The 25,050-nt window shown below is 73.4% G+C and carries 28 protein-coding genes; 17 read left to right on the forward strand and 11 right to left on the reverse strand.

Features of this window, described 5'->3' with window-relative positions; all coding sequences use genetic code 11:
* Positions 1-2: 2 nt before the first annotated feature.
* The 5 genes from ACGFI7_RS17360 to ACGFI7_RS17380 are packed head-to-tail and all read right to left on the reverse strand — an operon-like array spanning position 3 to position 3,989.
* Positions 3-1,376, reverse strand: coding sequence for an alpha/beta fold hydrolase (locus tag ACGFI7_RS17360; RefSeq protein ID WP_393405297.1), 1,374 nt, complete (start codon positions 1,374-1,376; stop codon positions 3-5).
* A 42-nt stretch (positions 1,377-1,418) separates the two neighbouring features.
* Positions 1,419-1,976, reverse strand: a complete 558-nt coding sequence (locus ACGFI7_RS17365) for a hypothetical protein (RefSeq protein WP_393405299.1) — start codon at positions 1,974-1,976, stop codon at positions 1,419-1,421.
* Between the two features lie 5 nt (positions 1,977-1,981).
* The gene (gene htpX, locus ACGFI7_RS17370; protein ID WP_393405301.1) at positions 1,982-2,881 is read right to left on the reverse strand and encodes a zinc metalloprotease HtpX; all 900 of its coding nucleotides are present in this window, start codon (positions 2,879-2,881) and stop codon (positions 1,982-1,984) included.
* 2 nt (positions 2,882-2,883) lie between these two features.
* Positions 2,884-3,162 (reverse strand): hypothetical protein, encoded by a 279-nt coding sequence (locus ACGFI7_RS17375; protein WP_393405303.1) that lies wholly within the window; start codon positions 3,160-3,162, stop codon positions 2,884-2,886.
* Complete coding sequence (locus ACGFI7_RS17380; protein WP_393405305.1) at positions 3,159-3,989, reverse strand: PspA/IM30 family protein; 831 nt, start codon at positions 3,987-3,989, stop codon at positions 3,159-3,161. Before ACGFI7_RS17380 ends, ACGFI7_RS17375 begins: the two co-directional genes overlap by 4 nt.
* A 152-nt stretch (positions 3,990-4,141) precedes the next feature.
* On the opposite strand from ACGFI7_RS17380, the gene ACGFI7_RS17385 reads away from it, so the two are divergent.
* Positions 4,142-4,729 carry a DUF3043 domain-containing protein gene (locus tag ACGFI7_RS17385; protein WP_393405307.1) on the forward strand — a complete coding sequence of 196 codons (588 nt, stop codon included), beginning with the start codon at positions 4,142-4,144 and terminating at the stop codon, positions 4,727-4,729.
* A 3-nt stretch (positions 4,730-4,732) separates the two neighbouring features.
* Here ACGFI7_RS17385 and ACGFI7_RS17390 read toward each other — a convergent pair whose 3' ends face one another.
* Positions 4,733-5,668, reverse strand: a complete 936-nt coding sequence (locus ACGFI7_RS17390; RefSeq protein WP_393405309.1) for a hypothetical protein — start codon at positions 5,666-5,668, stop codon at positions 4,733-4,735.
* A gap of 72 nt (positions 5,669-5,740) precedes the next feature.
* Between ACGFI7_RS17390 and ACGFI7_RS17395 the strand changes: the two genes are divergently transcribed.
* The gene (locus ACGFI7_RS17395) at positions 5,741-6,742 is read left to right on the forward strand and encodes an aldo/keto reductase family protein (RefSeq protein ID WP_393405311.1); all 1,002 of its coding nucleotides are present in this window, start codon (positions 5,741-5,743) and stop codon (positions 6,740-6,742) included.
* A gap of 54 nt (positions 6,743-6,796) precedes the next feature.
* Here ACGFI7_RS17395 and ACGFI7_RS17400 read toward each other — a convergent pair whose 3' ends face one another.
* Positions 6,797-7,003, reverse strand: coding sequence for a hypothetical protein (locus tag ACGFI7_RS17400; protein ID WP_393405313.1), 207 nt, complete (start codon positions 7,001-7,003; stop codon positions 6,797-6,799).
* Between the two features lie 153 nt (positions 7,004-7,156).
* Here ACGFI7_RS17400 and ACGFI7_RS17405 point away from each other — a divergent pair, with 153 nt between their 5' ends.
* Positions 7,157-8,194, forward strand: a complete 1,038-nt coding sequence (locus ACGFI7_RS17405; protein WP_393405315.1) for a bifunctional adenosylcobinamide kinase/adenosylcobinamide-phosphate guanylyltransferase — start codon at positions 7,157-7,159, stop codon at positions 8,192-8,194.
* A 16-nt stretch (positions 8,195-8,210) separates the two neighbouring features.
* On the opposite strand, the gene ACGFI7_RS17410 is transcribed toward ACGFI7_RS17405, so the two are convergent.
* Positions 8,211-9,008 (reverse strand): ABC transporter ATP-binding protein, encoded by a 798-nt coding sequence (locus tag ACGFI7_RS17410; RefSeq protein ID WP_393405317.1) that lies wholly within the window; start codon positions 9,006-9,008, stop codon positions 8,211-8,213.
* Positions 9,009-9,080: 72 nt separating this feature from the next.
* Between ACGFI7_RS17410 and ACGFI7_RS17415 the strand changes: the two genes are divergently transcribed.
* Both ACGFI7_RS17415 and ACGFI7_RS17420 read left to right on the forward strand, forming a co-directional pair.
* Positions 9,081-9,806, forward strand: coding sequence for an aminoglycoside 3'-phosphotransferase (locus tag ACGFI7_RS17415; RefSeq protein ID WP_393405319.1), 726 nt, complete (start codon positions 9,081-9,083; stop codon positions 9,804-9,806).
* The gene (locus tag ACGFI7_RS17420) at positions 9,803-10,618 is read left to right on the forward strand and encodes an adenosylcobinamide-GDP ribazoletransferase (protein WP_393405321.1); all 816 of its coding nucleotides are present in this window, start codon (positions 9,803-9,805) and stop codon (positions 10,616-10,618) included. The genes ACGFI7_RS17415 and ACGFI7_RS17420 overlap by 4 nt, the downstream gene beginning before the upstream one ends.
* On the opposite strand, the gene ACGFI7_RS17425 is transcribed toward ACGFI7_RS17420, so the two are convergent.
* Genes ACGFI7_RS17425 through ACGFI7_RS17435 form a run of 3 tightly spaced genes read right to left on the reverse strand, consistent with a single transcriptional unit; the run spans position 10,600 to position 12,814 of the window.
* On the reverse strand, positions 10,600-11,511 hold the full coding sequence (locus tag ACGFI7_RS17425; RefSeq protein WP_393405323.1) for a CPBP family intramembrane glutamic endopeptidase: 912 nt from the start codon (positions 11,509-11,511) through the stop codon (positions 10,600-10,602). The two genes, ACGFI7_RS17420 and ACGFI7_RS17425, sit on opposite strands and share 19 nt — an antisense overlap.
* Positions 11,508-12,470, reverse strand: coding sequence for a hypothetical protein (locus tag ACGFI7_RS17430; RefSeq protein WP_393405325.1), 963 nt, complete (start codon positions 12,468-12,470; stop codon positions 11,508-11,510). Before ACGFI7_RS17430 ends, ACGFI7_RS17425 begins: the two co-directional genes overlap by 4 nt.
* Positions 12,467-12,814, reverse strand: a complete 348-nt coding sequence (locus tag ACGFI7_RS17435) for a GntR family transcriptional regulator (RefSeq protein ID WP_393405327.1) — start codon at positions 12,812-12,814, stop codon at positions 12,467-12,469. Before ACGFI7_RS17435 ends, ACGFI7_RS17430 begins: the two co-directional genes overlap by 4 nt.
* A gap of 104 nt (positions 12,815-12,918) precedes the next feature.
* Between ACGFI7_RS17435 and ACGFI7_RS17440 the strand changes: the two genes are divergently transcribed.
* The 12 genes from ACGFI7_RS17440 to ACGFI7_RS17495 all read left to right on the forward strand — a co-directional run bounded on the left by ACGFI7_RS17440 (position 12,919) and on the right by ACGFI7_RS17495 (position 25,040).
* The gene (locus ACGFI7_RS17440) at positions 12,919-14,397 is read left to right on the forward strand and encodes a leucyl aminopeptidase (RefSeq protein WP_393405329.1); all 1,479 of its coding nucleotides are present in this window, start codon (positions 12,919-12,921) and stop codon (positions 14,395-14,397) included.
* A gap of 42 nt (positions 14,398-14,439) precedes the next feature.
* Positions 14,440-15,804 (forward strand): dihydrolipoyl dehydrogenase, encoded by a 1,365-nt coding sequence (gene lpdA / locus ACGFI7_RS17445; protein ID WP_393405331.1) that lies wholly within the window; start codon positions 14,440-14,442, stop codon positions 15,802-15,804.
* A 37-nt stretch (positions 15,805-15,841) separates the two neighbouring features.
* Positions 15,842-17,341 (forward strand): 2-oxo acid dehydrogenase subunit E2, encoded by a 1,500-nt coding sequence (locus ACGFI7_RS17450; protein WP_393405333.1) that lies wholly within the window; start codon positions 15,842-15,844, stop codon positions 17,339-17,341.
* A gap of 133 nt (positions 17,342-17,474) precedes the next feature.
* Positions 17,475-18,263 carry a hypothetical protein gene (locus tag ACGFI7_RS17455; RefSeq protein WP_393405335.1) on the forward strand — a complete coding sequence of 263 codons (789 nt, stop codon included), beginning with the start codon at positions 17,475-17,477 and terminating at the stop codon, positions 18,261-18,263.
* Between the two features lie 28 nt (positions 18,264-18,291).
* On the forward strand, positions 18,292-19,185 hold the full coding sequence (locus ACGFI7_RS17460) for a TIGR01777 family oxidoreductase (RefSeq protein WP_393405337.1): 894 nt from the start codon (positions 18,292-18,294) through the stop codon (positions 19,183-19,185).
* Positions 19,186-19,217: 32 nt separating this feature from the next.
* Complete coding sequence (locus ACGFI7_RS17465; RefSeq protein ID WP_393405339.1) at positions 19,218-19,955, forward strand: Type 1 glutamine amidotransferase-like domain-containing protein; 738 nt, start codon at positions 19,218-19,220, stop codon at positions 19,953-19,955.
* Positions 19,956-19,993: 38 nt separating this feature from the next.
* On the forward strand, positions 19,994-20,686 hold the full coding sequence (gene lipB / locus ACGFI7_RS17470; RefSeq protein ID WP_393405341.1) for a lipoyl(octanoyl) transferase LipB: 693 nt from the start codon (positions 19,994-19,996) through the stop codon (positions 20,684-20,686).
* A 63-nt stretch (positions 20,687-20,749) separates the two neighbouring features.
* Positions 20,750-21,709, forward strand: a complete 960-nt coding sequence (locus ACGFI7_RS17475; protein ID WP_393405343.1) for a hypothetical protein — start codon at positions 20,750-20,752, stop codon at positions 21,707-21,709.
* A gap of 48 nt (positions 21,710-21,757) precedes the next feature.
* Complete coding sequence (gene lipA, locus ACGFI7_RS17480) at positions 21,758-22,687, forward strand: lipoyl synthase (RefSeq protein WP_393405345.1); 930 nt, start codon at positions 21,758-21,760, stop codon at positions 22,685-22,687.
* Positions 22,688-22,776: 89 nt separating this feature from the next.
* The gene (locus ACGFI7_RS17485; RefSeq protein ID WP_393405347.1) at positions 22,777-23,802 is read left to right on the forward strand and encodes a helix-turn-helix domain-containing protein; all 1,026 of its coding nucleotides are present in this window, start codon (positions 22,777-22,779) and stop codon (positions 23,800-23,802) included.
* 45 nt (positions 23,803-23,847) lie between these two features.
* The gene (locus tag ACGFI7_RS17490) at positions 23,848-24,231 is read left to right on the forward strand and encodes a VOC family protein (RefSeq protein WP_393405349.1); all 384 of its coding nucleotides are present in this window, start codon (positions 23,848-23,850) and stop codon (positions 24,229-24,231) included.
* On the forward strand, positions 24,231-25,040 hold the full coding sequence (locus tag ACGFI7_RS17495; protein WP_393405351.1) for an alpha/beta fold hydrolase: 810 nt from the start codon (positions 24,231-24,233) through the stop codon (positions 25,038-25,040). Before ACGFI7_RS17490 ends, ACGFI7_RS17495 begins: the two co-directional genes overlap by 1 nt.
* Positions 25,041-25,050 lie beyond the last annotated feature (10 nt).

Genomic DNA, 25,050 nt, shown 5'->3' on the forward strand with positions numbered 1-25,050 from the left:
TCTCAGACCGCGTCGGCGATGGCGCGCAGCGCCTGCGGCAGCAGCCGAAGCCCAGGTCCCGGCCCGTACGCGCGACCGTAGGCGGGCAGGTGAACGAGGCGCGCGCCCAGCTCCGCGGCGAGCCGTTCCGGGCAGCCTCCCCTGCGCCGGGTGCGGATCACGGTGACGGGGACCGCGGGCAGCCGGTGCTCGGCCCTGATGTCGCGCAGCTCGCCCGCCATGTCGCGGCGGGCCAGCCACTCCCCCGCGATCGTGGCGGGCATCCGCCCGCCCCGGTAGATCCGATGGGTGTCGGCGCAGCCGGCGATCAGGCGGTGCGCGAGCGGCCCGGTCAGCCGGGCCAGCGCGGCCGCGCCCCAGGTGCCGCCGAGCGCGGGCAGCCACGCGCCGAGCGCGCGGCCGATCGAGGAGGTGCCGCGCCCGGGCGGCGGCGGGCACGGAGGATCCACGAGTACGAGCCCGGCCACCCGCAGCGGGTGCAGCCGGGCGAACGCCTCGGCGTGCCACGCCGCCACGGCGTGCGCGACCACCGTGACCCGCTCGGGGTGCTCGGGCGCGAGCGCCGCCAGCCGCGCCGCCTCACCGTGCAGAGTCGGCGGTACGGGCGACGCGGGGCTCAGCCCCAGCCCGGGACGGTCGAACCGGATGACGAGCCGGTCACGCGCCAGCTCGGCGGCGACCGCGTCCCAGTGGCACCAGGCGCCGCCCGGACCGCAGGCGATCAGCACGGCCGGGCCGGAGCCCTGCCGGACCACGTGCAGGGGGCCGGGGATCAGGACCGTGACGTCCGATTCGAGCAGCCGGACGGCCACGTACACGAGCCAGAGCGCGATCATCGCGGCCAGCCCCCGCTGCGCGAGCCCGGCGAGCTGCCCGGCGGCGGACGCGGTCAGGGTGACCGTGCCGGCGACGGCGGTCAGCCCGGTGAGCAGCCACGCCGCCGGAGCCCGCCAGCGGACGCTCAGCACCACCATGGCGACCGGCACCGCCACCGCGGCCGGCACGGCGGCGGCGACGTGCGCCCGGTGCGCGAGCGAGGCGGGGACGCAGGCCGGGTCGCTGAGCACGGCGCAGTCCATCGGGAACAGCCCGGCCAGCGCGGTGAACAGCCCGGCCGCGGCCAGCGCGAGCCAGCCCGGCCACTCCTCGCGTACCCGGGGCGCCAGCGCCACCCCGGTCAGGCACGCCAGCCCGGCCAGCACGTCACCGGTCCTGAACAGGCGGGTCCACGGCTGGTCGCGGGCCGCCAGCTCGCCGATGTAGCCGTGGGCCCTGTCGACTCTCGGCGTGGTCAGCTGGCCGGTGACCCACGCGCTGGACAGCACCGCGGCCCCGATGAACGCGGACGCCGCCAGCACGCACAACCTTCGCTCCACGTGACGATTACATCACCGTGGGCGACCGTACCCCGGAACCGGTCAGAGCCCGGGAGCGCCCCAGACCGGGAACCAGCGGCTGAGGTCCTCCTCCAGCGGCAGCTCGCCCTCCAGCGCGCCGCGCGCCTGGAGCTCCAGGGCGTTGTCGCGACGCTGACCCGACAGCGGCGCGAACGGGTAGAAGGTGCCGCGCTTGTAGAGGTAGACGACGGCGAGCCGCCGGCCGTCGCGATCGGTGAACGACACCAGCGAGCACAGCAGCGACGGGCCGAACCCGGCGCCCTCCAGCGAGGAGTTGACCGCGTGCAGCTCGGTGACCAGGTCGCCGACCGCGTCAGGCGTCCGGCGCACCAGCAGCCAGGTGTAGCCGTAGCTGTCGGTGAACTCCTCGACCCGGCCGCCGAGCAGGTCCTTGACGTCGCGCTCCAGGGTGGCGAACGCGCTCCCCTCGGCCGCGCGGAACGCCACGGAACCGGTGCCCGTCGGTGTGAGCCCGGTCGCCGCCTGCAGGGTCACGGCCGCCGACGGCAGTGCGAACAACGCGTCGAGATTGGGTTTGACCGGCTTCGACCGGCCCAGGATGGCGTCGAGCCAACCCATCGCGCTCAGCCCCTTCCGAGTTGGTTGGAGATCTTCGCGAGCTGGTCCAGCCTGCGCTCCAGCGGCGGATGCGTGGAGAACAGGTTGGCCAGCGTCTCCCCCCTGGCCAGGGCGGGCGCGAAGTAGAACGCGTTGAACGGCTCCGCCTCGCGCAGATCGCGGGTGGGGATCCTGGCCATGTCCCCGGAGATCTTGACCAGCGCGCTCGACAGGGCGGAGGGCTGCTGGGTGAGCAGCGCGCCCGCCCGGTCCGCCGACAGCTCGCGGTAGCGCGACAGGGCGCGGGTCAGCAGGAAGCTGACCGCGTACACCACGATCGAGACGAACATGACGATCAGCCCGATGGGCAGGCCCCCCTGGCCGTTGCCGCGCCGGCTGCCGAGCCCGCTGTAGAGCGCGACCCGGGTCATCAGCCCGGCCACGATGCCCAGGAACGACGCGATCGTCATCACGGCCACGTCGCGGTGGGCGACGTGCGACAGCTCGTGGGCCAGCACCCCTTCGAGCTCCCGCGGCTCCAGCCGGCGCAGGATGCCGGTGGTCACGCAGACGACGGCCTTCTTGCTGTTGCGCCCGGTGGCGAACGCGTTGGGGACGTCGGACTCCGCGATCGCCACCCGGGGCTTCGGCATGTCGGCCATCGCGCACAGCCGATCGATCATGCCGTGGAGCTCGGGGGCTTCCTGCGGCGAGACCTCCCGGCCGTGCATCGCGTACAGCGCGATGCGGTCGGACAGGAAGTACTGCACGAGCAGCACGACCCCCGCGATCACCAGCACGGTCACCGCCTGCGCCCCCAGCGAGATGAGGACGCCGACGAACACCACGTAGAGCAGGCCGAGCAGGAACATCGTCGCCACCATGCGGCGGGTGAGACCGCTGTCGGGCGCGAACCTGGTCTTCACGGCTAGCCCGGAATCAGGCCCTGGTCTCCCAGCATCTCCCGGACCTCCTCGATGGAGGCGTCCGCGGGGGGAAGGATCAGCTCGGAAGGCTCCAGGGAGTCGTCCGGCAGGGTCTTGCCGACGTGGCGCACCTTGTCGAGCAGCGCGTGCAGCTTGACCCGGAACGCCTTCTCGTCGCCTGCGTCGATGGCCGCCTCGAGCTCGCTGTCGAGCTCGTTGAGCACGGCGATGTCCTCGGGCGAGATCTCGATCTGGCCCTCGCCCATGATCCTGACGATCATGCGCCCTCCCCAGGCTGGCGCAGCTGCTGCGTCTGCTGCTGCTGGGGCTGCTGAGCCTGCTGCTGCTGCTGAGGCTGCGGCTGCTGCTGCGGCTGGCCCTGCTCGATGGCGGACTGCGGGGCGGGACCCTGACCGAGCTCGGACTTCATCCTGGCCAGCTCCAGCTCGACGTCCATGCCGCCGCCCATGCGGTCGAGCTCGGCCTGGATGTCGTCGCCGCGGGTGCCGCTGAAGTCGTCGAGCGCGCCGCTGGCGAGCAGCTCGTCGATGGCGCCGGCGCGGGCCTGCATCTGGGCCGTCTTGTCCTCGGCGCGCTGGATCGCGAGGCCGACGTCGCCCATCTCCTCGGAGATGCCGGAGAACGCCTCGTTGATCCGCGTCTGGGCCTCGGCGGCGGTGTAGGTCGCCTTGATGGTCTCCTTCTTGGTGCGGAAGGAATCGACCTTGGCCTGCAGCCGCTGCGAGGCCGTGGTGAGCTTCTCCTCCTCGGCCTGCAGGTTGTCATGCTGGACCCTGAGATCGCCGATCTGGGCCTGCAGGTTGGAGCGGCGCTGCAGCGCCTCCCTGGCGAGGTCCTCGCGCCCCACGGACAGCGCCTTGCGGCCCTGCTCCTCAAGACGCTTGCTCTGCTGCTCAAGGCCGTTGATCTGCAGCTCCACACGCTTGCGAGAAGTGGCGACGTCCGCCACCCCGCGACGCACCTTCTGCAGCAGCTCCAGCTGCCGCTGATAGGAGTAGTCGAGGGTCTCGCGTGGATCCTCCATCTTGTCCAAGGCCTTGTTGGCCTTGGACTTGAAGATCATTGAAAGTCTCTTCATCACGCTCATGCGCGTCGGCCGTCCCCTTCTTCGGTCGTGCTGTGGTCACCCAGTGCAGCGCAGCCGCCTTGGGATTACCCTACGCATAACGCACGAGGGCGTCACTAAGTTGCAGTCCAGGTAGGGTTGAGGTCGTGTTGCGACGCCGTTCCTCATCATCCGTGGACGACACCCCCGTCCCCATAGACGATCCTAAGCCCCAGGGCAAGGGTCGCCCCACTCCCAAGCGCCGGGATGCCGAGAGCAGGCGGCGCCAGCCGGTCACCGCGCCGAAGGACCGCAAAGAGGCCTATCGGCAGATGCGGGCCAAGCAGACCGCCGAGCGCGAGCGGGCCCGCAAGGGCATGCTCGCGGGCGACGAGCGCTACCTGCCCGCCCGCGACAAGGGCCCGGCGCGCAAGTTCGCGCGCGACTGGGTCGACTCGCGGCGCCTGCCGAGCCAGTACTTCCTGCCGTTCTCGCTGCTGATCCTGCTGGCGACCTGGGTGCCGTGGCCTCCGGCCATCCGCGCGCAGGTGCTCAACGCGGTGATCGTCGTGGGCTGGCCGGTGATGATGGTGGGCGTGGTCTTCACCTCCATCTTCGTGTCCTGGAAGGTCAAGCGCGAGGCGGCGGCGAAGCTGCCGGGCGAGTCGATGCGCGGGGTCGGCTTCTACGCCGCGATGCGCGCCCTGCAGATCCGCAAGCTGCGTTTCCCGCCGCCCACGCTGCTGCCGGGCGGCAAGCCGGTGCCGCCGAAGAAGAGGTAGGTCCTACCTCGCCGGCACCCACCGCAGCACGCCCCGCCTGACCTCGGGCACCCGCCCGTCGAGCTCCCGTCCCCGCGCCAGGGCGTCGGCGATCTCCCTCAGCCGGGATCGGTGGTCCGGCGCCGCGCCGACGCCGTCCACGGTGACGGCGCCGGTCGCCGGGTCGACGGCGGCGTACTCCATGCCCGCCGATCCCCGGCGGACGTGGAACGGGATCATCCGGCCGGTCCACCGTCCGTGGTCGTCGTACGCGCACAGGTGGAGCCAGGCGTCGCGGATCCGGCGGACGCTCAGGTCCGTCCCGCCGGACGGCCCGAGCCCCGGCCCGCCGTCGTGTCGCAGCAGCGAGGCCCGCAGGTCGTCGGGGAAGTCCAGGCCCGTCCTCGATTCGGCGACGGCGATCACCCGGGGCCGCCCCGGGCCGTTCAGCTTCGCGTACGTCCTGGGGGCGTTGGCCCGCAGCCAGCGCTCGATGCGCCGCCACTGCCGGTCGACGGCCCGCCTGACGTCGGGGTCGAGCGGGCGGGCCACGACGGGGCGCGGCTCCGGCGCACAGTGCGGCGCGCGGTCCGCGGCGGGGCTCGGTGAGGCGACCGCGCCCGGCGAGACGACCGGAGCCGGGGCAGGGCCTTCCGCCGAGTTCCCGAGGAAGATCACCGCTTCCGGTCTCCGCTCCTGCACGTACCAGCCGCCGCCCGGCAGGCTCGGCCCGAGCGCTCCCTCACCTTCCGGCGCCGGCCACAGGCCCGCTCCCAGGTAGGCGAGCCCTCCCATGACCGCGGCCAGCACGGCCGCGAGCAGGCCCGCGGAGCCCATCCGGCGGCGCGGCGGCGGGCCGGGCCGTAACTCCGGCGCCTTGGCGGCGGCCCGGCGGCGCAGCCGTACGACGATCGCGGTCAGGACGGCCGCGGTGAGCGCCAGGCGGAACAGCTTCAGCACGCGCCGACCCTACCGCCGGATGATCTGCCCTCCATGACGATCAATCCGGGAACACGGCATAAAGTCTGATGCATGGAATTCCGTCACCTCGGCCGCAGCGGTCTCATGGTCAGCGAGATCAGCTATGGCAACTGGCTCACCCACGGCTCCCAGGTCGAAGAGGACGCCGCCAAGCTGTGCGTGCAGGCGGCGCTCGACGAGGGCATCACCACGTTCGACACCGCCGACGTCTACGCGGGCACCAAGGCCGAAGAGGTGCTCGGCAGGGCGCTGAAGGGCGTCCGCAGGGAGTCCCTGGAGATCTTCACCAAGGTCTACTGGCCCACCGGCAAGGGCCGCAACGACCGGGGCCTGTCGCGCAAGCACATCACCGAGTCGATCCACGCCTCGCTGCGCCGCCTGCAGACCGACTACGTGGACCTCTACCAGGCGCACCGCTTCGACGCCGAGACTCCGCTGGAGGAGACGCTCAAGACTTTCGACGACCTCGTCCGGCAGGGCAAGGTGCTGTACGTGGGCGTCAGCGAGTGGTCGGCGCCGCAGATCGCCCAGGCGCTGAAGATCGCCGACGAGATGGGCTTCGACCGGCTCGTGTCCAACCAGCCTCAGTACTCGATGCTCTGGCGGGTCATCGAGAGCGAGATCGTGCCGCTGTGCGAGCGCGAGGGCGTCGGCCAGATCGTCTGGTCGCCGATCGCGCAGGGCGTGCTCACCGGCAAGTATCTCCCCGGCCAGGCCGCGCCCGAGGGCTCCCGGGCGACCGACCAGGCCGGCGGCGCCGGCATGATCGCCCGTTTCATGAAGGACGACGTGCTGGCGAAGGTGCAGGAGCTCAAGCCGATCGCCGCCGACCTGGGGCTGTCCATGGCGCAGCTGGCCGTGGCGTGGGTGCTGCAGAACCCGAACGTCTCCAGCGCCATCGTCGGCGCCTCCCGCCCTGAGCAGGTGCGCGACAACGTCAAGGCGGCGGGCGTCAAGCTCGACGCCGAGGTGCTGAAGCGCATCGACGACGTGCTCGGCTCGCTGGTGGAGCGCGACCCCGCCAAGACGGTCAGCCCGCCGAAGCGGCCCTGACGAGCGCGGACCCCTTGAGCGCGGGGCTCAAGGGGTCCGGCCCTGACTTGAGGGTCACTCCTGGCGCAGCGACAGCCCTCGGTACTCCACCCGGTCCTCCTCCAGGAGCGCCACCTGTTCGACGCCTGTTTCGAGCAGCTCACGCCAGTTCTCGCCGAGCCACGACTCGGCGTCGGCCTGGCTGGGGAACACCTCGCGCGGCAAGGGGCGATCGGTCACCTCACCGCCGTGCGCGTCCTCATAACGCCAACGCCATGTCATGCCACACTCCTTCTCCGCCGGCCCGCCGGCGCACCCCCCGGCGGCACTGGAACCCTACTCCGGACCCGCCCCTTTGATCGATCCATCCAGCCCCGGCTCCCCACCGCCCGGCCGGGTACGGCGCCTTCCGTGCGGGTTTGTACGCTCGGCGCGATGAAGCTTCTCCTCACCGGGACCGCAGGTCCGGCGGGCTGGCCGGAGCCGGGGTGCCCGTGCGCGTCCTGCGCCGGGACCGCCGGGATCCCCGCCCGCCGGCCTTTCGGTCTGGTCGTCGACGACGTGGCGGTGTTCCCGTGGACCGGGGTGCCGCGCGGGTACTCGGTCCTCGCGGACGGGCTGGGGCTCGCCGGACCGGACGGACGGCGGCTGCTGTACGCGCCCGCGGACCGTGAGGTGCCGCTCGGCGCGGACGTCCCGTACGACGTCGTCCTGATCGATCTCCTGGACCGCCCTGAGCGGCTCGGAGCCCTGCGGCGGGCGGGCGCGGTCGACTCCGGCACCACCGTGGTCGCCGTGGGCCTGGACCACCGCGTCCGGTCCCCGGGCGAACTGGACAGGCGGCTGCGCCTGTGGGGCGCGTTCGCCGTCCCGGACGGGACCGTCCTGGACATCGGGGACGCGCCCGCCGAGGGAACGTTCCGGGGAGCCGGGAGCGTCCGGGACGCGGTGCCGCCGCCGAGGCGGGCGCTGATCCTGGGCGGGTCGCGGTCGGGCAAGTCGGCCGAGGCCGAGCTGCGGCTGGCCGCGGACCCGTACGTGACCTACGTCGCCACCGGGCCCACCGGCGAGGGGGATCCGGAGTGGGCGGCCCGGGTGCGCGCGCACCGGGTGCGGCGGCCCGCGCACTGGGACACCGTGGAGACCACGGATCTGGCCGGGGCGATCCGCGCGGCCACGGCCCCGCTGCTGATCGACGGCCTGGGCACCTGGCTGGCGGCGGTCTTCGACGAGCACGCGGCCTGGGACGGCGACCGCACGCCGGTGGACGGGCGGTGCGACGAACTGGTGGGCGCCTGGCGCGAGGCGCGCGAGCGGGTCGTGGCCGTGTCGGACGAGGTCGGCATGGGCGTGGTGCCCGCCACGGCGAGCGGCCGCGCCTTCCGCGACGCGCTCGGCCGGCTGAACGAACGGCTGGCGGCCGAGTCGGAGGACGTCACCCTGGTCGTGGCGGGCCGTCCGCTGGCCCTGTGACCGCCGGGCAGGCGGGTCAGCGGACGGAGCGGGCGTACCACCGGCCGTGCAGGCGGTCGACGTGCAGCGGGAGGCCGAAACACTCGGACAGGTTGGCGGGGGTGAGCACCTCGGTCACCGGGCCGGCTGCCAGCACCCGCCCCTCGCGCAGCAGCAGCGCGTGGGTGGTCGTCGACGGCACCTCCTCCAGGTGGTGCGTGACGGTGACGGTGGTCAGCACCGGCCGGGTCTCGGCGAGACGCTCGACGGCGTTGATGAGGTCCTCGCGGGCCGGCAGGTCGAGCCCGGCGAACGGCTCGTCGAGGAACAGCACCGCCGGGTCGGCCATGAGGGCCCTGGCCACCCGGATCCTGGCCCGCTCCCCCTGCGAGCACACCCGGAACCGCCGGTCGGCGAGGTCCTTGCAGCCGAGGTCGGCGAGGAGCCGCAGGGCCCGCTCGCGCTCGGCGTCGCCGTAGCGGTCCCACAGGGGGGCGCTGGTGCCGGTGTGGCCGGTGAGCACCACGGTGTGGGCGGTGGCTCCCTCCTCCTCCAGGAGGTCCTCGTCGATGAGGTGCTGGCTGGAGGACACCAGGCCGATGTGGCGGCGCAGCTCGCGCAGATCGACGCGGCCGAGCCGGTGGCCGAGCACGGTCACGGCGCCCACGGTCGGGTGGCGCACGGCCGCCGCGAGCGACAGCAGCGTCGTCTTGCCCGCGCCGTTGGGACCCAGGACGACCCAGTGGTCGCCGTAGGCCACCTGCCAGTCGACCGCGTCCAGGAGAGTCTTGCCGACGACCCGGACGCCTACCCCTTCGAGTTCAACCACGTGCATCCGGCCAGCCTAGGGGACGCGGGCGAACGGGTCGGCGCCCTGTCTTCATCCGCCCCCGTAGGATCGGTCGTCATGCGATTTCCTGAGAACGTCTTCGATCTGGTCGGCGGCGAGGACGCGATCTGGTCGGACGACCACGCGGGCCTGAGCGACGAGACGTTGCGCGTGACAGGTCCGCGCGGCGAGTTCTTCATCAAGCGGGGCCCGGTGGCGGTGGCCGAGCACGAGCGGCTGCGGTGGCTCAAGCGCTGGGCGGACGTGCCGGACATCGTGGCGTTCGAGGATGAGGTGCTGGTGCTGGCCGAGGCGGGCTGGCGGAGCCTGGAGCGCAAGTCGGCGCCGCCGGAGGCCGGTGCGCTGATGGGCGGGGCGCTGCGCGCGCTGCACGCGATCCCCGTGGAGGAGTGCCCGTTCGACGAGCGCCTGGACGTCAAGCTGGCCAGGGCGGCCGATCGGGTCCTGGCCGGGCTGGTGGACCCGGCGGACTTCGACGACGACCACGCCGGGCTCACGCCGGAGGAGGTCCACGCCAGGCTGCTGGCCGAGCGGCCGGCCGGCGAGGACCTGGTGGTCACGCACGGCGACTTCACCCCCGCCAACGTGCTCGCCTCCCCGTCGGGCGAGGTGATCCTGATCGACGTCGGCGCGCTGGGCGTGGCCGACCGCTACGTGGACCTGGCCGTCGCGCTGCGAGAGCTGGACGGGCCCGCCGCCGCCGACTTCCTGGCCGCGTACGGGCTCGCCGAGGTCGACGAGGCCAAGCTCGCCTACTACCGGCTGCTGGACGAGCTGTTTTGAGCGTCGCTCCGGGCGCCGAAGGGCTGCGGCTCGCGCTCGGCACGCTCACCGTCTTCCCGGTACGGGTGAACCGGGTGGACCGCGCGGTGGCGGGGCGGGCGATGGCGCTGGCCCCGGCGGTCGGGCTGGCGCTCGGCGTGATCGCCGCGCTGCCGCTGCTGCTGCCCGGTCCACCGCTGCTGGGGGCGGCCCTGGCGCTCGGGGCGCTGGCGGTGCTGACGCGGGGGCTGCACCTGGACGGGCTCGCGGACCTGGCGGACGGGCTGGGCAGCGGCAAGCCCGCCGCCCAGGCGCTCGACATCATGAAAAAGTCGGACATCGGCCCGTTCGGGGTGGTGGCCGTGCTGTTCACGGTCCTCATCCAGGCGGCCGCCCTGACGGAGGCCGGGGCCGTCGGGCTGGTGACCGCGTGCCTGGCCGGCCGCCTGACGCTCGCCTGGGCCTGCCGTCCCGCCGTGCCCGCCGCCCGCCCCGAGGGGCTCGGCGCGATGGTCGCGGGCACGGTACGCACCGGCGTCGCCGCCCTGGTGACCGTGGCCTCGCTGATCGTCGCGGCGCTCCTGGGCACCGCCGCCGGGCTCCTGGGCGCCTGGCGCGCGGAGGTTCCGGCGCCGGATCCGTCCGAGGCGGTCCTGCACCTGTGGCCGGGTGTTCTCGGCCCGCCCGCCGCGCTGCTCGCCGGCCTCGCCGTGGCGTCGCTCCTGCTCCGCCACGCCCGGCGCAGGCTCGGCGGGATCACCGGTGACGTGCTGGGCGCGCTGGTGGAGACCGCCGCCGCGGCGGCCCTGGTGGTCTACGCGCTGGTCGTCTGACCCGTGGCCGGGTTCTCCGCGGACGGGGCCCGTACCGGGAAGACCTTGAGCAGGACCGCCCCGCAGACGGCGAGCAGGACCCAGCCCACGATGCCGGTCAGCCCGGCGAGCGCCAGGTTGGGCGGCTCGGCGGCGTCGCCGAGGACCAGCACGAAGCCCGCGATCGCGTTGAGCGCGCCGTGCGCCACGACGGCCGGCCACACGCTGCCCGAGCGGAGCCGCAGCCACCCGAAGACCACCCCGGCCACCACGCAGAAGCCGGTGAAGTAGAGCGCGGCCCCGGCGCCCAGGTTGGGGTAGTTGTAGCCGAGCAGGGTCAGCGGCGCGTGCCACAGCCCCCAGATCAAGCCAGAGAGCATCAGCCCGGCCACCACGCCCCGCGTGCTGGTGAGCCTGGGCACCAGATAGCCCCGCCAGCCCCACTCCTCGCCCAGCGACGGGATGGCGTTGAGCAGCGGCCCGGCCACCACGCCGACGACGAGCTGGACGACGATCCCGGTGGTCAGGTCGTCGGGGACGGGCACGTTCGCGGCCTGCAGCTGCGACCGGTAGAGGCTCAGCCCGTCCAGGTCGAGGCTGAGCAGCCCGAGCGCGGCGCTGAGCGCGATCGAGACGGCCACCAGCGCCGGGACGCCGAGCCAGGCGGCGAGCACGAGCAGCAGGGTGCGGCCCTTGCGCTCGCCGAGGGTGAGCCCGGTCTCGCGCGCCCAGACCCGGAACGGGGTCCGCGACGCCCGCCACGCCGCCAGTGTGCCGAGAGTGGGGGTGAACATCATCAGCGCGCCCAGCACCTGCACCAGCGGGGTGTCGAGGCCGCCGCGCAGCCACAGGGGAAGGGCGACGAGCCACGACAGGACGAAGGCGACGGCGAGGAAGAGAGGCAGCGGTTTCACGCGACCCTCCTTTCGGAGATGAGGGCGTTGATGAGGGAGGCCCCGCGCTCCGCGTCGTCGATGCTGATGCCGAGCCGGCCCCCGGACCGGTAGCGCAGGATCAGGCAGTCGCCGCCGCGCAGCATGATGGTGGCGGAGCCGGGCAGGCCGCGCACGCCCCAGCCGCCGACCTGGCTCGGGTGCCGGTCCTCCGCGTAGGCGTGCTCGATCTTGTCGAGCCGGATGCGCCGCACCGGCCAGCCGAGCGGCCCGAACGCGAGCGTCACCCCGTCGTCGGTGACCCGGACGGTGAGCGAGGAGGCGAAGAGCCCGACCGCGAGCACCGCCAGCAGCGCCGGCAGCGCGGCCCCCAGTGACGACACGCGGACCAGGCCGGTCAGGTCGAGCGTGCCGAGCACGAACAGCACGGCCGCGCCGGCGGCGGTGATGAGCAGCGGCCAGGGGTTGCTCACCCGGCTGACCCAGACGGCCCGCTGGCCGCGCCGGAGCCGGAGCCGCGGCGGCTCACGGTCGTCGGCCGGCGGGTCGGGCTCTCCCCTGCCCAGATAGCCGCCGAGCGTGGCGGCGGCCAGCGGCACCGCGATCATCACCATCACGGCGAGCGGGCTGAGCCGGGCGTCCTGCCAGGTGGCCGCGTCGAGGTTGGCCGTCACCGTCATGGCGGAGAGGAGCAGGGCGAACAGCGCGCCGCCGGCGAACAGGGCCCACCAGGAGACCCGCCCGGACCTGCCGTGCCCGGCCCGCCTCGCCGAGGCGAGCAGGCCCAGCCACATGACGCCCCAGAGGACGGCCTGCATGACCAGGTAGACGGCGAGGGACACGGCGTTGTCGGGGATCATGCCGGTGCCCCAGTGGACGGCCAGCGGGTCGGGGAGCCGGTCGCGCACCGCCAGCGGCAGAGCCGTCATGGCGGCGGCGACGGCCGCGCCGCCGAACAGGGCGATGGTGCGTGGGGTCATGCGAGCTCCTCGAGAATGGTGATCAGATCCTCCCGGTCGTATCCGTGCTTCCTGGCTTCTTCCAGCAGTTCGCGCATCCGCTCGCGGAGCGGGGCGCGCGGGTCGGCGAGCGCGGCGACGCTGACGCCGCGCCCGCGCCTGAACTCCAGCAGCCCCTCGTCGCGCAGCTCGCGCAGGGCGCGGAGCACGGTGTTGGGGTTGATGCCCAGCGCCGCGGCGAGGTCGCGGGCCGGGGGCAGCCGGTCTCCCCGGGCGTAGTGGCCCTCGCCGATGGCACGGCGGATGGCCGCGGCCACCTGCTCATGCAGGGGGCGGGCGTCGTTGAGGTCCAGGGTCAGCAACATGATGCTAATGACACTAGCACCATGTCACCAAAAGTGCGACACCAGATTCATGGGATGAACCCCTGTTTGTGAGTACGGAGAAACCCTCGATAGAGTCGGTTTACGTGACCACTGTGCGGCTGAACTCAGCAGATCCCGTCTCTTTCGACACCGATGCGTTGATCGTCGGTTTCCGGTCCGGCCCCGACGGTCCCCGTCCCGCCACGGGCGCCGAGGCACTCGACGCGGCCTTCGGCGGCAAGCTGGCCGCCTCGCTGTCCTCCGTGGGGTTCGCCGGCAAGCCCGGCGAGATCGCCAAGCTGCCGACCTTCGGCTCCGTGAGCGCGCCGCTGCTGGTCGCGGTCGGTCTCGGTGAGTCGGCCGACCTCGAGGGCCTGCGCCGCGCCGCTGGTGCGGCCGTGCGCTCGCTGGCCGGCACCGCACGCGCCGCGCTGGCCCTGCCGGCGGAGTCCGCCGCCCAGGCCGAGGCCGTGGCGCTGGGCGGGCTGCTGGGCGCCTACGCGTTCTCGCGCTACCGCACCGGCGACGACCAGAAGGCGCCGGTCGCCGACCTGACCGTGCTGTCCGGCGCGCCGGGCGAGACGGCCGAGCGCGCCTCCGTCCTGGCCGAGTCCGTCTCGCTGGTGCGCGATCTGGTCAACACCCCGCCGTCCGACCTGTGGCCGGCCAAGTTCGCCGAGATCGCCGAGCAGACGGCCGCCGAGACGGGCCTGTCCGTCGAGGTCCTCGACGACAAGCAGCTCAGGGACGGCGGCTACGGCGGCCTCGTCGGCGTCGGCCAGGGCTCGGTCAACCCGCCACGCCTGGTCCGCCTCTCCTACACCCACCCCGAGGCCGGCAAGACCCTGGCGTTCGTCGGCAAGGGCATCACGTTCGACTCCGGCGGGCTGTCGCTCAAGCCGTCCGCGTCGATGGACTGGATGAAGTCCGACATGGGCGGCGCGGGCGCGGTGTTCGGCGCGCTCGTCGGCATCGCCAGGCTGGGCCTGCGGGTCAACGCGATCGGCTACCTCTGCCTGGCGGAGAACCTCCCCAGCGGCACCGCCCAGCGCCCCTCCGACGTCCTCCACAGCTACAGCGGCAAGACGGTCGAGGTGCTCGACACCGACGCCGAGGGCCGCCTGGTCCTCATGGACGGCATCGCGCGCGCCGCCGAGGACAACCCCGACGCGATCATCGACGTGGCCACGCTGACCGGCGCGCAGATCGTCGCGCTCGGCTGGCGCACCGCCGGCGTCATGGCCAACGACGACGAGCTGCGCGAGCTGGTCGTCGAGGTGGCGGGCGCCGCGGGCGAGGGCGCCTGGGGCATGCCGCTGCCGGAGGAGCTGCGCAAAGGCCTCGACTCCCCCATCGCCGACATCGCCAACCTCCAGCCGGAGCGCTGGGGCAGCATGCTCGCCGCCGGCATCTTCCTGAAGGAGTTCGTGCCCGACGGCGTGCGCTGGGCCCACATCGACATGGCCGGCCCGGCCTTCAACAAGGGTGAGCCGTACGGATACATCCCCAAGGGCGGCACCGGCGCGGTCACCCGCACGCTCATCGGACTGGCGGAGCGGCACGCGAGCGCGGCGAACAAATGAAAAGATGAAGCCGTCAAGACCACCCCGACAAGGAGCCTTCCTGTGGCCTACGACATCGTCGTCCTAGGTGGCGGCAGCGGCGGCTACGCCTGCGCGCTGCGGGCGGCCGAGCTGGGCATGTCCGTCGCCCTGATCGAGAAGGACAAGATCGGCGGCACCTGCCTCCACCGGGGCTGCATCCCGACCAAGGCGCTGCTGCACGTCGCCGAGGTGGCCGACGAGACCAGGGAGAGCGAGTCGTTCGGCGTGCGGGCGCGCTTCGACGGCATCGACGTCGCGGGCGTCCACGCGTTCAAGGACAAGATCGTCAACCGGGCCTGGAAGGGCGTGCAGGGGCTGCTCAAGGCCGCCGGGGTCACCCTGGTCGAGGGCGAGGGCCGGCTCGCGGGCGAGCGCCGGGTGCAGGTGGGCTCCGAGGTGTACGAGGGTCGCCACCTCGTGCTGGCGACCGGGTCCGCGCCCAGGTCACTGCCCGGCCTCGACATCGACGGCGAGCGCATCATCACCAGCGAGCACTGCCTGACGATGGACCGGGTGCCGTCCTCGGTGGTCGTGCTGGGCGGCGGCGTCATCGGCGTCGAGCTGGCGAGCGTCTACCGCTCGTTCGGCGCCGAGGTGACCATCGTCGAGGCCCTGCCCCACCTGCTGCCGACCGAGGAGGAGTCCAGCTCCAAGCTGCTGGAGCGGGCCTTCCGGCGGCGCGGCATCAAGTACGAGCTCGGGGTGCGCCTCGACAGCGCCAAGATCACCGACACCGGCGTGCTCGTCACCCTGGCCGGCGGCAAGACCCTCGACGCCGAGATCCTGCTCGTGGCGGTGGGCCGCGGCGCGGTCACGGCGGGCCTGGGCTTCGAGGAGGCGGGCGTGGCGGTCGAGCGCGGCACCGTCACGGTCGACGAGCACTGCCGCACCTCCGCGCCCGGCGTCTACGCCGTCGGCGACCTGATCGCCACCCCTCAGCTGGCCCACGCCGGGTTCGCCGAGGGCATCATGGTCGCCGAGCACATCGCCGGCCTCGGCCCCGCGCCCATCGACTACGCGGGGGTGCCGCGGATCACCTACTCCGACCCGGAGGTCGCCTCGGTCGGCATCACCTCCGCGCAGGCCGCCGAGCGCGGCATGGAGATCGTCGAGCAGGTCTACGACCTGGCGGGCAACCCCAAGAGCCAGATCCTCGGCACGGCGGGCGCGGTCAAGGTGCTCGCCCGCAAGGACGGGCCGGTCGTCGGCGTCCACATGGTGGGCCGCCGCATCGGTGAACTCGTCACGGAGGGGCAGCTCATCTACAACTGGGAGGCTCTTCCCACGGAGGTCGCCCAGCTCATCCACGCACACCCGACGCAGTCCGAGGCGATCGGGGAGGCCATGCTGGCCCTGGCCGGCAAGCCACTGCACGTACACAATTAGTCCAGCCCTCGAGATCAGAACGCGAGAGAAGATAACGATGCCGGTCTCCGTACAGATGCCCCAGCTCGGCGAGAGTGTCACCGAGGGCACGGTCACCCGTTGGCTGAAGAAGGAGGGCGAGCGCGTCGAGGCCGACGAGCCGCTCCTCGAAGTGTCGACGGACAAGGTCGACACCGAGATCCCGTCGCCCTCCGCCGGCGTGATCACGAAGATCGTCGTCGCGGAGGACGAGACGGTGGAGGTCGGCGCCGAGCTGGCCATCATCGACGAGAGCGGCCAGGCCGGCGCCGCCGCCCCGGCCGAGGAGGCGGCGCCCGCCGCGCAGCCCGAGCCGGAGCCCGAGCCGGAGCCGGAGCCCGAGCCGCAGCAGGCCCCCGCCTCGTCGATCCCGCAGCCCGCCCCGGCCGAGCCTGCCCCCCAGCAGCCCGCGGCCCAGCAGCCCGCGCCCCAGCCCGCTCCGCAGGCGGCTCCCCAGCCCGCCCCGCAGCAGCCCGCCGCGCAGGCCCCGACGCCGCTGCCCACCTCGGGCGACAGCCCGTACGTGACGCCGCTGGTGCGCAAGCTGGCCAACGAGCACGGCGTGGACCTCGACTCCATCACCGGCACCGGGGTCGGCGGCCGCATCCGCAAGCAGGACGTGCTGGAGGCCGCCAAGCAGCAGCGCGAGCAGGCTCCCGCCGCCGCTCCTCAGGCCGCCGCTCCTCAGGCCGCCGCGCCCGCTCCCGCCCCGCAGGCCGCGGCCCCCGCCGCCGCGCCCGCCGCGCCCGCCGCGGCGCAGGCCGCCTCGCCCGAGGCGGTGGAGGTCGACACCACGCTGCGCGGCCGCACCGAGAAGATGACGCGGCTGCGCCAGACGATGTCCAAGCGCCTGGTCGAGTCGCTGCAGACGGCCGCCCAGCTCACCACCGTCGTCGAGGTCGACGTCACCAAGGTGGCGCAGCTGCGGGCGCGGGCCAAGGACGAGTTCTTCCGCCGTGAGGGCGTCAAGCTGTCGTTCATGCCGTTCTTCGAGATGGCCGCGATCGAGGCGCTCAAGCAGCACCCGAAGCTCAACGCGACGATCAACAACGAGACCATGGAGGTCACGTACTTCGACGTCGAGCACCTCGCCATCGCGGTCGACACCGAGCGCGGCCTGATCGCGGCGGTCATCAAGAACGCCGGCGACCTCAACCTCGCCGGGCTGGCCCGCAAGACGGCCGACCTGGCCGAGCGGACCCGCGCCAACAAGGTGACCCCTGACGAGATCACCGGCGGCACGTTCACGCTGACCAACACCGGCAGCCGCGGCGCCCTGTTCGACACGCCGATCCTGAACCAGCCGCAGGTCGGCATGCTCGGCACCGGCGCCGTGGTCAAGCGTCCCGTGGTGGTCGACACCCCCGAGGGCGAGGTCATCGCGGTCCGGTCGATGGTCTACCTGGCGCTCACCTACGACCACCGCCTGGTCGACGGCGCCGACGCCGCCCGCTTCCTGACGACGATCAAGCGTCGCCTGGAGGAGGGCCGCTTCGAGGCCCAGCTCGGCCTGGCGTGACCGGGTTCGCTTGATCGGTGAGGGCCGGGCGCGATGGCGCCCGGCCCTTCCGCGTTCCCGGGGCCGGGGATCTTGCGGTTGTCGCGGCCTGCCGGTGTCCCGGACGTGATCTGGCCGCCGCAGCATCATGGTCATGAGAAGGCTGATCGCGGCTTTGACGGCCGCCGCCGCGCTGCTCGCGGGCGCCGCCGTCACGCCGGCGGATCCCGTCGGGGCGCTGAGGTCCGTTCTGGCGCCCGGGCACGGGGTGCGCTTCACCGAGACGGCCGTCCTTTCGGGCGGTGCCGGCGAGCGGGCGGAGAAGCGGCGCGAGGGGGTCTTCGCGCTCGACGCCGAGGGCGCCGTCAAGGCCCTGGACGTCACCATCACCGGGGGCGAGCACGGCCGCGAACGCGCCATCGGGTTCGACGGCGAGATCGGCGGCACCGGTTACCGCTCCGGAGGTCTCCTGGCGAAGTATCTGGGGAAGGGCAAGACCTGGTGGGAGGAGGCCCACCAGTCGCATCTGTGGCACACCGAGCTGCTCGGCCACGACCAGCAGCTCGTCAACCCGGCGGAACCCGCGACGCTGGCCGCCCTGCTGGCTGACGGGCGGCGGAGCGGCAACACGGTCACCGGCGTGATCACCTTCGAGAAGCTCGAACGGGTCTCCCCCTGGGCGGCGGACGCCACCCACATCGGCTGGGATCCGGACACGAGGCTCGCCTACACCGTCACGCTGAACTCCGCTGGTCTGGTCAGCGGGGTGCGGAGCACGTTCACGTTCTCCGGCGGCCTTGAGGAACTGGAGGGCAGGACCCTTCACGTCGACACCCGCTACCGCCGGTGGGGCGGCAAGGTGTCGATCGAGCCGCCGGACCCCGGCACGACGACCACCGAGCTGTGCGTCGAGGGCCGCTGCGGCTGGCGTCTTCCGGGGTGACCGCGGATCGGCGGCGTAGGGTGGCGGTATGGCGATCATCGTGACGGGTGCGTCGGGGTTGCTCGGCGAGGCGCTGGTCGGCGCGCTGCGGGGCGCGGACGAGCGGGTGGTCACTCTGGTCCGGCGCGAGCCCAGAAGCGGCGACGAGGCGCTCTGGCGGCCCGCCGAGGGGGTGCTGGACCCGGCGGTGCTGGACGGCGCGAGCGCGGTGGTGCATCTGGCCGGGGCGCCGATCGCCGGCCGGCGCTGGACCGTGGCGTACAAGAAGGAGCTGATCCGCAGCCGCGTCGACAGCACGAGGCTGCTGGTACGGGCGATGCGGGCGGCGTCGACGCCACCGGGCGTGCTGGTGTCGGCCTCCGGGATGGACTACTACGGCGACACCGGTGACCGGGTGATCGACGAGGGCGCGGACCGGGGGCAGGGGTTCATGCCGGAGCTGTGCGCGCGGTGGGAGGCGGAGGCGGTCGCCGCCGAGGAGTCCGGGGTGCGGGTGGCGCTGCTGCGGACCTCGCTGGCGCTGAGCGGGCGCGGCGGCTCGCTGGCCAGGATGCTGCCGATCTTCAAGGCCGGCCTCGGCGCGCCGCTGGGCTCGGGCCGGCAGTACTGGTCGTGGATCAGCGTCCCCGACTGGGTGGGCGCCGTGCGGCACATCCTGGCGACGCCCGGGGTGTCGGGGCCGGTCAACATGTGTTCTCCCACGCCGGTCACCAACGCCGGCTTCACCCGGACGCTCGGTCAGGTCCTGGGCCGGCCGACGATGCCGATGCCGGTGCCGCGGTTCGCGCTGTCGCTGGGCCTCGGCGAGCTGGCCGGGGCGGCGCTGCTGCCCAGCCACCGGCTGAAGCCGGGGAAACTGCTGGACACCGGCTACGAGTTCACGCATGGCGACCTCGCGGACGCGCTCCGCGCCGTACTGTAGTGAGCTGTTCTTACTTCGCTCCGGGAGATCGCATGACCAGGTCGAGCCAGTCTCACATCCTCGCGATCGGGGGCGGCTCGTTCCGCCCGACCGGCCGCTTCGGCTTCATCGAGGCGAGTCCCCTGCTGCGCTACGGCCTCGACCTGACCGGTCAGGACCGTCCGAAGCTGGGCCTGCTGGCCACCGCGACCGGCGACAGCGCCGAGTGGCTGCTGAAGATGTACGGCGCGTTCACCGGCTGGGACGTCGAGGTCAGCCACCTGACCGTGTTCCCCATGCCCAACGTGGCGGACCCGAAGGCGTGGATGCTGGAGCAGGACATGATCTACGTCAGCGGCGGCAGCGTGGCCAACCTGATGGCGCTGTGGCGGCTGCACGGCCTCGACGAGGCGTTCGAGGAGGCCTGGCGGGCCGGGGTGGTGCTGTCGGGCCAGAGCGCGGGCGCGCTGTGCTGGCACGTCGGCGGCAACACCGACTCCTTCGGCCCCGAGCTGCGGGTGTGGTCCGACGGGATGGGCCTGCTGCCCTACTCGTGCGGCGTGCACTACGACGCCGAGCCGCAGCGGCGGCCGCTGCTGCACGCGTCGGTGGCGAGCGGCGAGCTGCCCGGGGGTTACGCCGCCGACGAGGGCGTGGCGCTCCACTACGTCGGCACCGAGTTCATCCAGGCGGTCAGTTGCCGGCCCGAGGGATACGCGTACCGCGTGGAGCACGACGGCGACGGCGGCGTCAAGGAGTTCAGGATCGAACCTCGGCTGCTGACTTCCTGAATTACCCTACAAGGGTGAGGGAACGGCACAATATACCCATGCGCCCCATCAACGGGGTCGATCCCCACACTCTGGCCGTCGTCCGTCTGGGCGTCGACGTTCCCTACGAGCAAGCCTGGTCGCTCCAGCGCTGGGTGCACGGCAAGCGGGCCGCCGGTGAGATCGGCGACACGCTCCTCGTCCTGGAGCACGCGCCGGTCTACACGGCCGGCAAGCGCGCCGCGGCGCACGAGCGCCCCGCCGACGGCACCCCGGTCATCGACGTCGACCGGGGCGGCCGGGTCACCTGGCACGGTCCCGGCCAGCTCGTCGCCTACCCGATCGTCGCGGTCGGCGACGTCGTCGACTACGTGTGCCGGCTCGAGGAGACGATGATCCAGGTGTGCGCCGACTTCGGCGTCACCGCCAGGCGGGTCAAGGGGCGGGCCGGGGTGTGGGCGGCCGGCGACGCCAGCCTGGGGCTGCCCGACCGGCAGCTCGGCGCGGTGGGCATCCGGGTGGCGCGCGGGGTGTCGATGCACGGGTTCGCGCTCAACTGCGCCAACGATCCGCGGTGGTTCAACCGGATCGTGCCGTGCGGGCTGCCCGACGTGGGGGTCTCGACGCTGTCGGCGGAGACGGGCCGGCGCATCGTGGCCGAGGAGGTCATGCCGATCGCGGAGAAGCGCCTGGCGGAGGCGCTCGGCCGCGAGCCGTTCGACCTCCACGAGGAGGATCTGCTGCGGCGCTGACCGCCCCCGGTCCTCTCCCCTGGGCCCTACTCAGGCGGGGCCGGACTGCTTATGCTCGGGGCCGTGAGACGCGCGGCCGCCTTCCTCCTCGCTCTTGTCGTCCACGCTCTGACGCTCGCCTTCATCGTGCTGGGCGCGTGGACGATCGTGGTCAACGCCGAGTTCGTGTTCGGCTGGCTGATCGGCGGGGTGCTGATCGGCATCGGGTGGCTGCTGCGGCCGCGCCTGGAGCACCTGCCCGCCGACGCCGAGGTGCTCGACCGCGGCGCCGCCGCCGAGCTGTACGGGACGGCCGAGCGGGTCGCGGCCCGGATGGGGGTCCCGCCGCCCGAGCTGGTGGCGGTCAGGGACCTGGCGACCGAGTCCGCGTACCAGAGAGTCGGGATCCGGCGCAGGCCGGTGCTGGTGGTGGGGCTGCCGGTGTGGCTGGCGCTGACGCCGAGGCAGCGGGTGACGCTGCTGGCGGCGGCCTACGCGGGCGCGGCGACCGCCGACGACCTGATCGTGGGCGGCGCGCTGTCGACGCTCGGCGAGTGGCGGCAGGCGCTGCTGGGCTCCGCGCCGCTGCAGGCGCGCGAGGACGCCCGCAACAAGATCACCAGTACGCTCGGCGCGCTCGACACCCCTGACACCACCTACGAGCTGGCGGGGTCGGTGGGCCGTCTGATCGGCCGTGTGCTGGGCGCGCCGGTGCTGGTGGTGGAGTACGCCCTGCGCCGGCTGGCCCGCTCGGGCGACGGCCGGGCGCGCGAGCGGCGGCTGGCGCTGGCCGCGAAGGCGGTCACCGCCGAGGAGGTGGCGGAGCTGGAGGAGCTGATCGCCGGCGGCGGCTACCTCGCGCCGATGCAGGCGGCCGCGCTGCGCGGCGAGAGCGTGCCCGCCATCAGGCGCGAGGCGCTGGCCAGGGCCGCCCGCCCGGGCGCGGCGCCCGCGCTGCTGGGCGAGGCCGAGTCCGGCCGCATCGACGAGGAGCTGCTCGCCCACTACTCCCGCGCGGTGCGCGGATTCGGGCTCATCTCGTGATCCGGGGCCTGGCGAGGGCCACCGGGGCGGGAGACGTAAGCTGGCAGGGTGACCGTTGCTCCTGAAGGCCGAAAGCTCCTCCGCCTGGAGGTGCGCAACGCCGAGACCCCTATCGAGCGCAAGCCCCCGTGGATCAAGACCAAGCTGAGGACGGGCCCCGAATACACCGAGCTGAAATCGCTCGTGCGCCGCGAGGGCCTGCACACGGTCTGTGAAGAGGCGGGCTGCCCCAACATCTACGAGTGCTGGGAGGATCGCGAGGCCACGTTCCTCATCGGCGGCGACCAGTGCACCCGCCGATGCGACTTCTGCCAGATCGACACCGGCAAGCCCAAGGAGTACGACCGCGACGAGCCGCGCCGGGTGGCCGAGTCCGTCCAGCAGATGGGCCTGCGCTACGCGACCGTGACCGGCGTGGCCCGCGACGACCTGCCCGACGGCGGCGCCTGGCTCTACGCCGAGACCGCGCGGCAGATCCACGCGATGGTGCCCGGCTGCGGCGTCGAGCTGCTGGTGCCCGACTTCAACGGCGACCGCGGCCAGCTGGAGGAGGTCTTCTCCAGCAAGCCCGAGGTGTTCGCGCACAACGTCGAGACCGTGCCGCGCATCTTCAAGCGGATCCGGCCCGCGTTCCGCTACGAGCGCTCGCTCCAGGTGATCACGACGGCCCGCGAGGCGGGGCTGGTGACCAAGTCCAACCTCATCCTCGGCCTGGGCGAGACCCGCGAGGAGGTGCTGGAGGCGATGCGCGACCTCCACTCCGCGGGCACCGACCTGCTCACCATCACCCAATACCTGCGCCCGACGCCGCGCCACCACCCGGTCGACCGGTGGGTCAAGCCGGAGGAGTTCGTGGAGCTGCAGCAGGAGGCGGAGGCCATCGGCTTCGCCGGCGTGCTGTCCGGCCCGCTGGTCCGCTCGTCCTACCGGGCGGGCAGGCTCTACCAGCAGGCGATCGCCGCCCGCCAGACGACCTGACCACGTCCCGGGCCCCGGGCTACGGCCCGGGGCTGTCGCGTTTCCCTGATCCCTGCGCCGCGCTACCGTGAGCGTCGAAGGGGGCGAACGTGGCCATTCTGATCCGCACCGGTGACATACCGCCACGGCAACGGCTCGACGCCTGGCGCAGCGTCGTCTGCGACACGCTCGGCCCGCTCGACTTCCACATCGCCCGCGACACCCCGCTGCGGGGGCAGATCGAGGCCGGGCAGCTCGGCCCGATCGGGGTCGGCAAGGTGGAGACCTCCACGCCCCACAGCGTGCGCCGCACGCCGGGCCTGATCCGGCGCGACAGCCCCGAGCTCTACCGGCTGGTGCTCGCCGTGTCGGGCAGCCCGATCCTGTCGCAGGACGGCCGCTCGGCGCGGCTTGCGCCGGGCGAGTTCGCCCTCTACGACTTCACCCGCCCCTACGACCTGGCCTACGACGCGGCGGTGCGGCTGGCGGTGTTCAGCTTCCCGCGCGAGCTGCTGTCGCTGCCCGCCGGCGCGGCCCCGTCGATCACCGCGGTGCCGATCCCGTCCGGCGAGGGCACGGCGGCGCTGGCCGCGCCGCTGCTGCGCCGGGTGGCGCTCGACCTGGAGACCTACCGGCCGGCGAGCGCCGCGCGGCTGTCCACGGTGGTCATGGACCTGGTGACCGCCGCGGTGGCGGAGCACGCCGACCGGCTGGACGAGCTGCCGCCGCGGGCGCGGCAGGAGGCGCTGCTGGCCCGGGCGCACGCGTTCGTCGAGCGCAACCTGGCCGACCCCGGCCTGGACCCGGCGGCCGTCGCCGCCGCCTGCCACGTGTCGCCGCGCTCGCTGCACCGCGTGTTCGAGGCGCGCGAGGAGTCGGTCGCGGGCTGGATCCGCAGCCGCCGGCTGGAGCGCTGCCGTCGCGACCTGGCCGATCCGGCGCTGGCCGGGGTACCGGTCAGCGCGGTGGCCGGCCGGTCGGGGCTGCCCGATCCGGCCCACTTCAGCCGCCTGTTCAAGCGCGCGTACGGGGTGCCGCCCGCAGAGTTCCGGCGGGCCAGCCTGGACGGCGCGCATCGTCAAGGACGTGACGCGGGGATCCAAGACCCGGGCCGCCGCGATCCGCAGACTGGGTGACATCCGCGGGACACGCGGAACCCCCGACGAGGACGGAGTCCGGTCATGCAGCTCTTCGTGAACCTGGCGGTCAAGGATCTCGACCGCTCGAAGGAGTTCTTCACCAAGCTCGGTTTCGCCTTCTACGGCATGGCCGACACCATGGCGTCCGTGGTGATCAACGAAGGGGCGCAGGTCATGCTGCTGGCGGAGCCGGTGTTCGCCGGTTACGCCACCAAGGAGCCCGCCGACCCGGCCAAGACCACCGAGGCGATCCTGGTCGTCGGCCTGGAGAACCCGGCCCAGGTGGACGACCTGGCCGAGAAGGCGGCCGCCGCGGGTGCCACGCCGCTGGGCCCGCCCCGGCAGGAGGGCGGCCGCTACCAGCGGGCCTTCGCCGACCTCGACGGCCACCACTGGGAGGCGCTCTGCCTGGCGCAGCCGGCCTGATGACGGCCGCGACGCTGACGGGCACGGTGGTCTCGGCCGACGGGACCGCCATCGCCTACGACCGCCACGGATCCGGACCTGCCGTGGTCCTGGTGCACGGGGCGTTCACCGGCAGGGGCCATCCCACGATGGGGGGCGTGGCGGCGGGCCTGGCGCCGTGGTTCAGCGTGTACGACTACGACCGGCGCGGGCGCGGCGGCAGCGGCGACACGTCTCCCTACGCGGTGCGGCGGGAGATCGAGGACCTGGCCGCGGTCATCGGGGCGGCGGGCGGCCGGGCGATGGTGTTCGGCGGCTCGTCGGGCGGCGCGCTGGCGCTGGAGGCGGCGGCCCGGCTGCCGGCGGTCACCAAGCTGGCGGTGTGGGAGCCGCCCTACCACGTGACGGCCGACGCCCCGGCGGTGCCGCACGACTTCGCCGCCCGGCTCGACGGCCTGGTCCGGCAGGGGCGGCGGGGCGACGCGATCGAGCTGTTCATGGTGGCGGCGGCGCAGGTGCCGGGCGAGGTCGTGGCGGCGATGCGGGCCACGCCGTCCTGGGCGGAGTCGGAGGCGCTCGCGCACACGCTGGCGTACGAGGCGGCCGTCATGGGGCCGGGCAACGCGCTGCCCGCCGCGCTCCTGGCCGGCCTGGCGCAGCCGACGCTGGTCATGAACGGCGACGCGAGCCCGCCGTGGATGGCGGCGGCCGGTCAGGCCGTGGCGGCGCGCGTCCCCCGAGCCGTGCACCGGGTGCTGGAAGGTCAGACGCACGCCGTGGCCGCCGGGGCGCTGGTGCCGGAGTTGCTGGAGTTCTTCGTGGCGGGGTGACCCCGGTGGG

Source organism: Nonomuraea sp. NPDC048826 (genome assembly GCF_043198225.1).
Lineage (GTDB): Bacteria > Actinomycetota > Actinomycetes > Streptosporangiales > Streptosporangiaceae > Nonomuraea.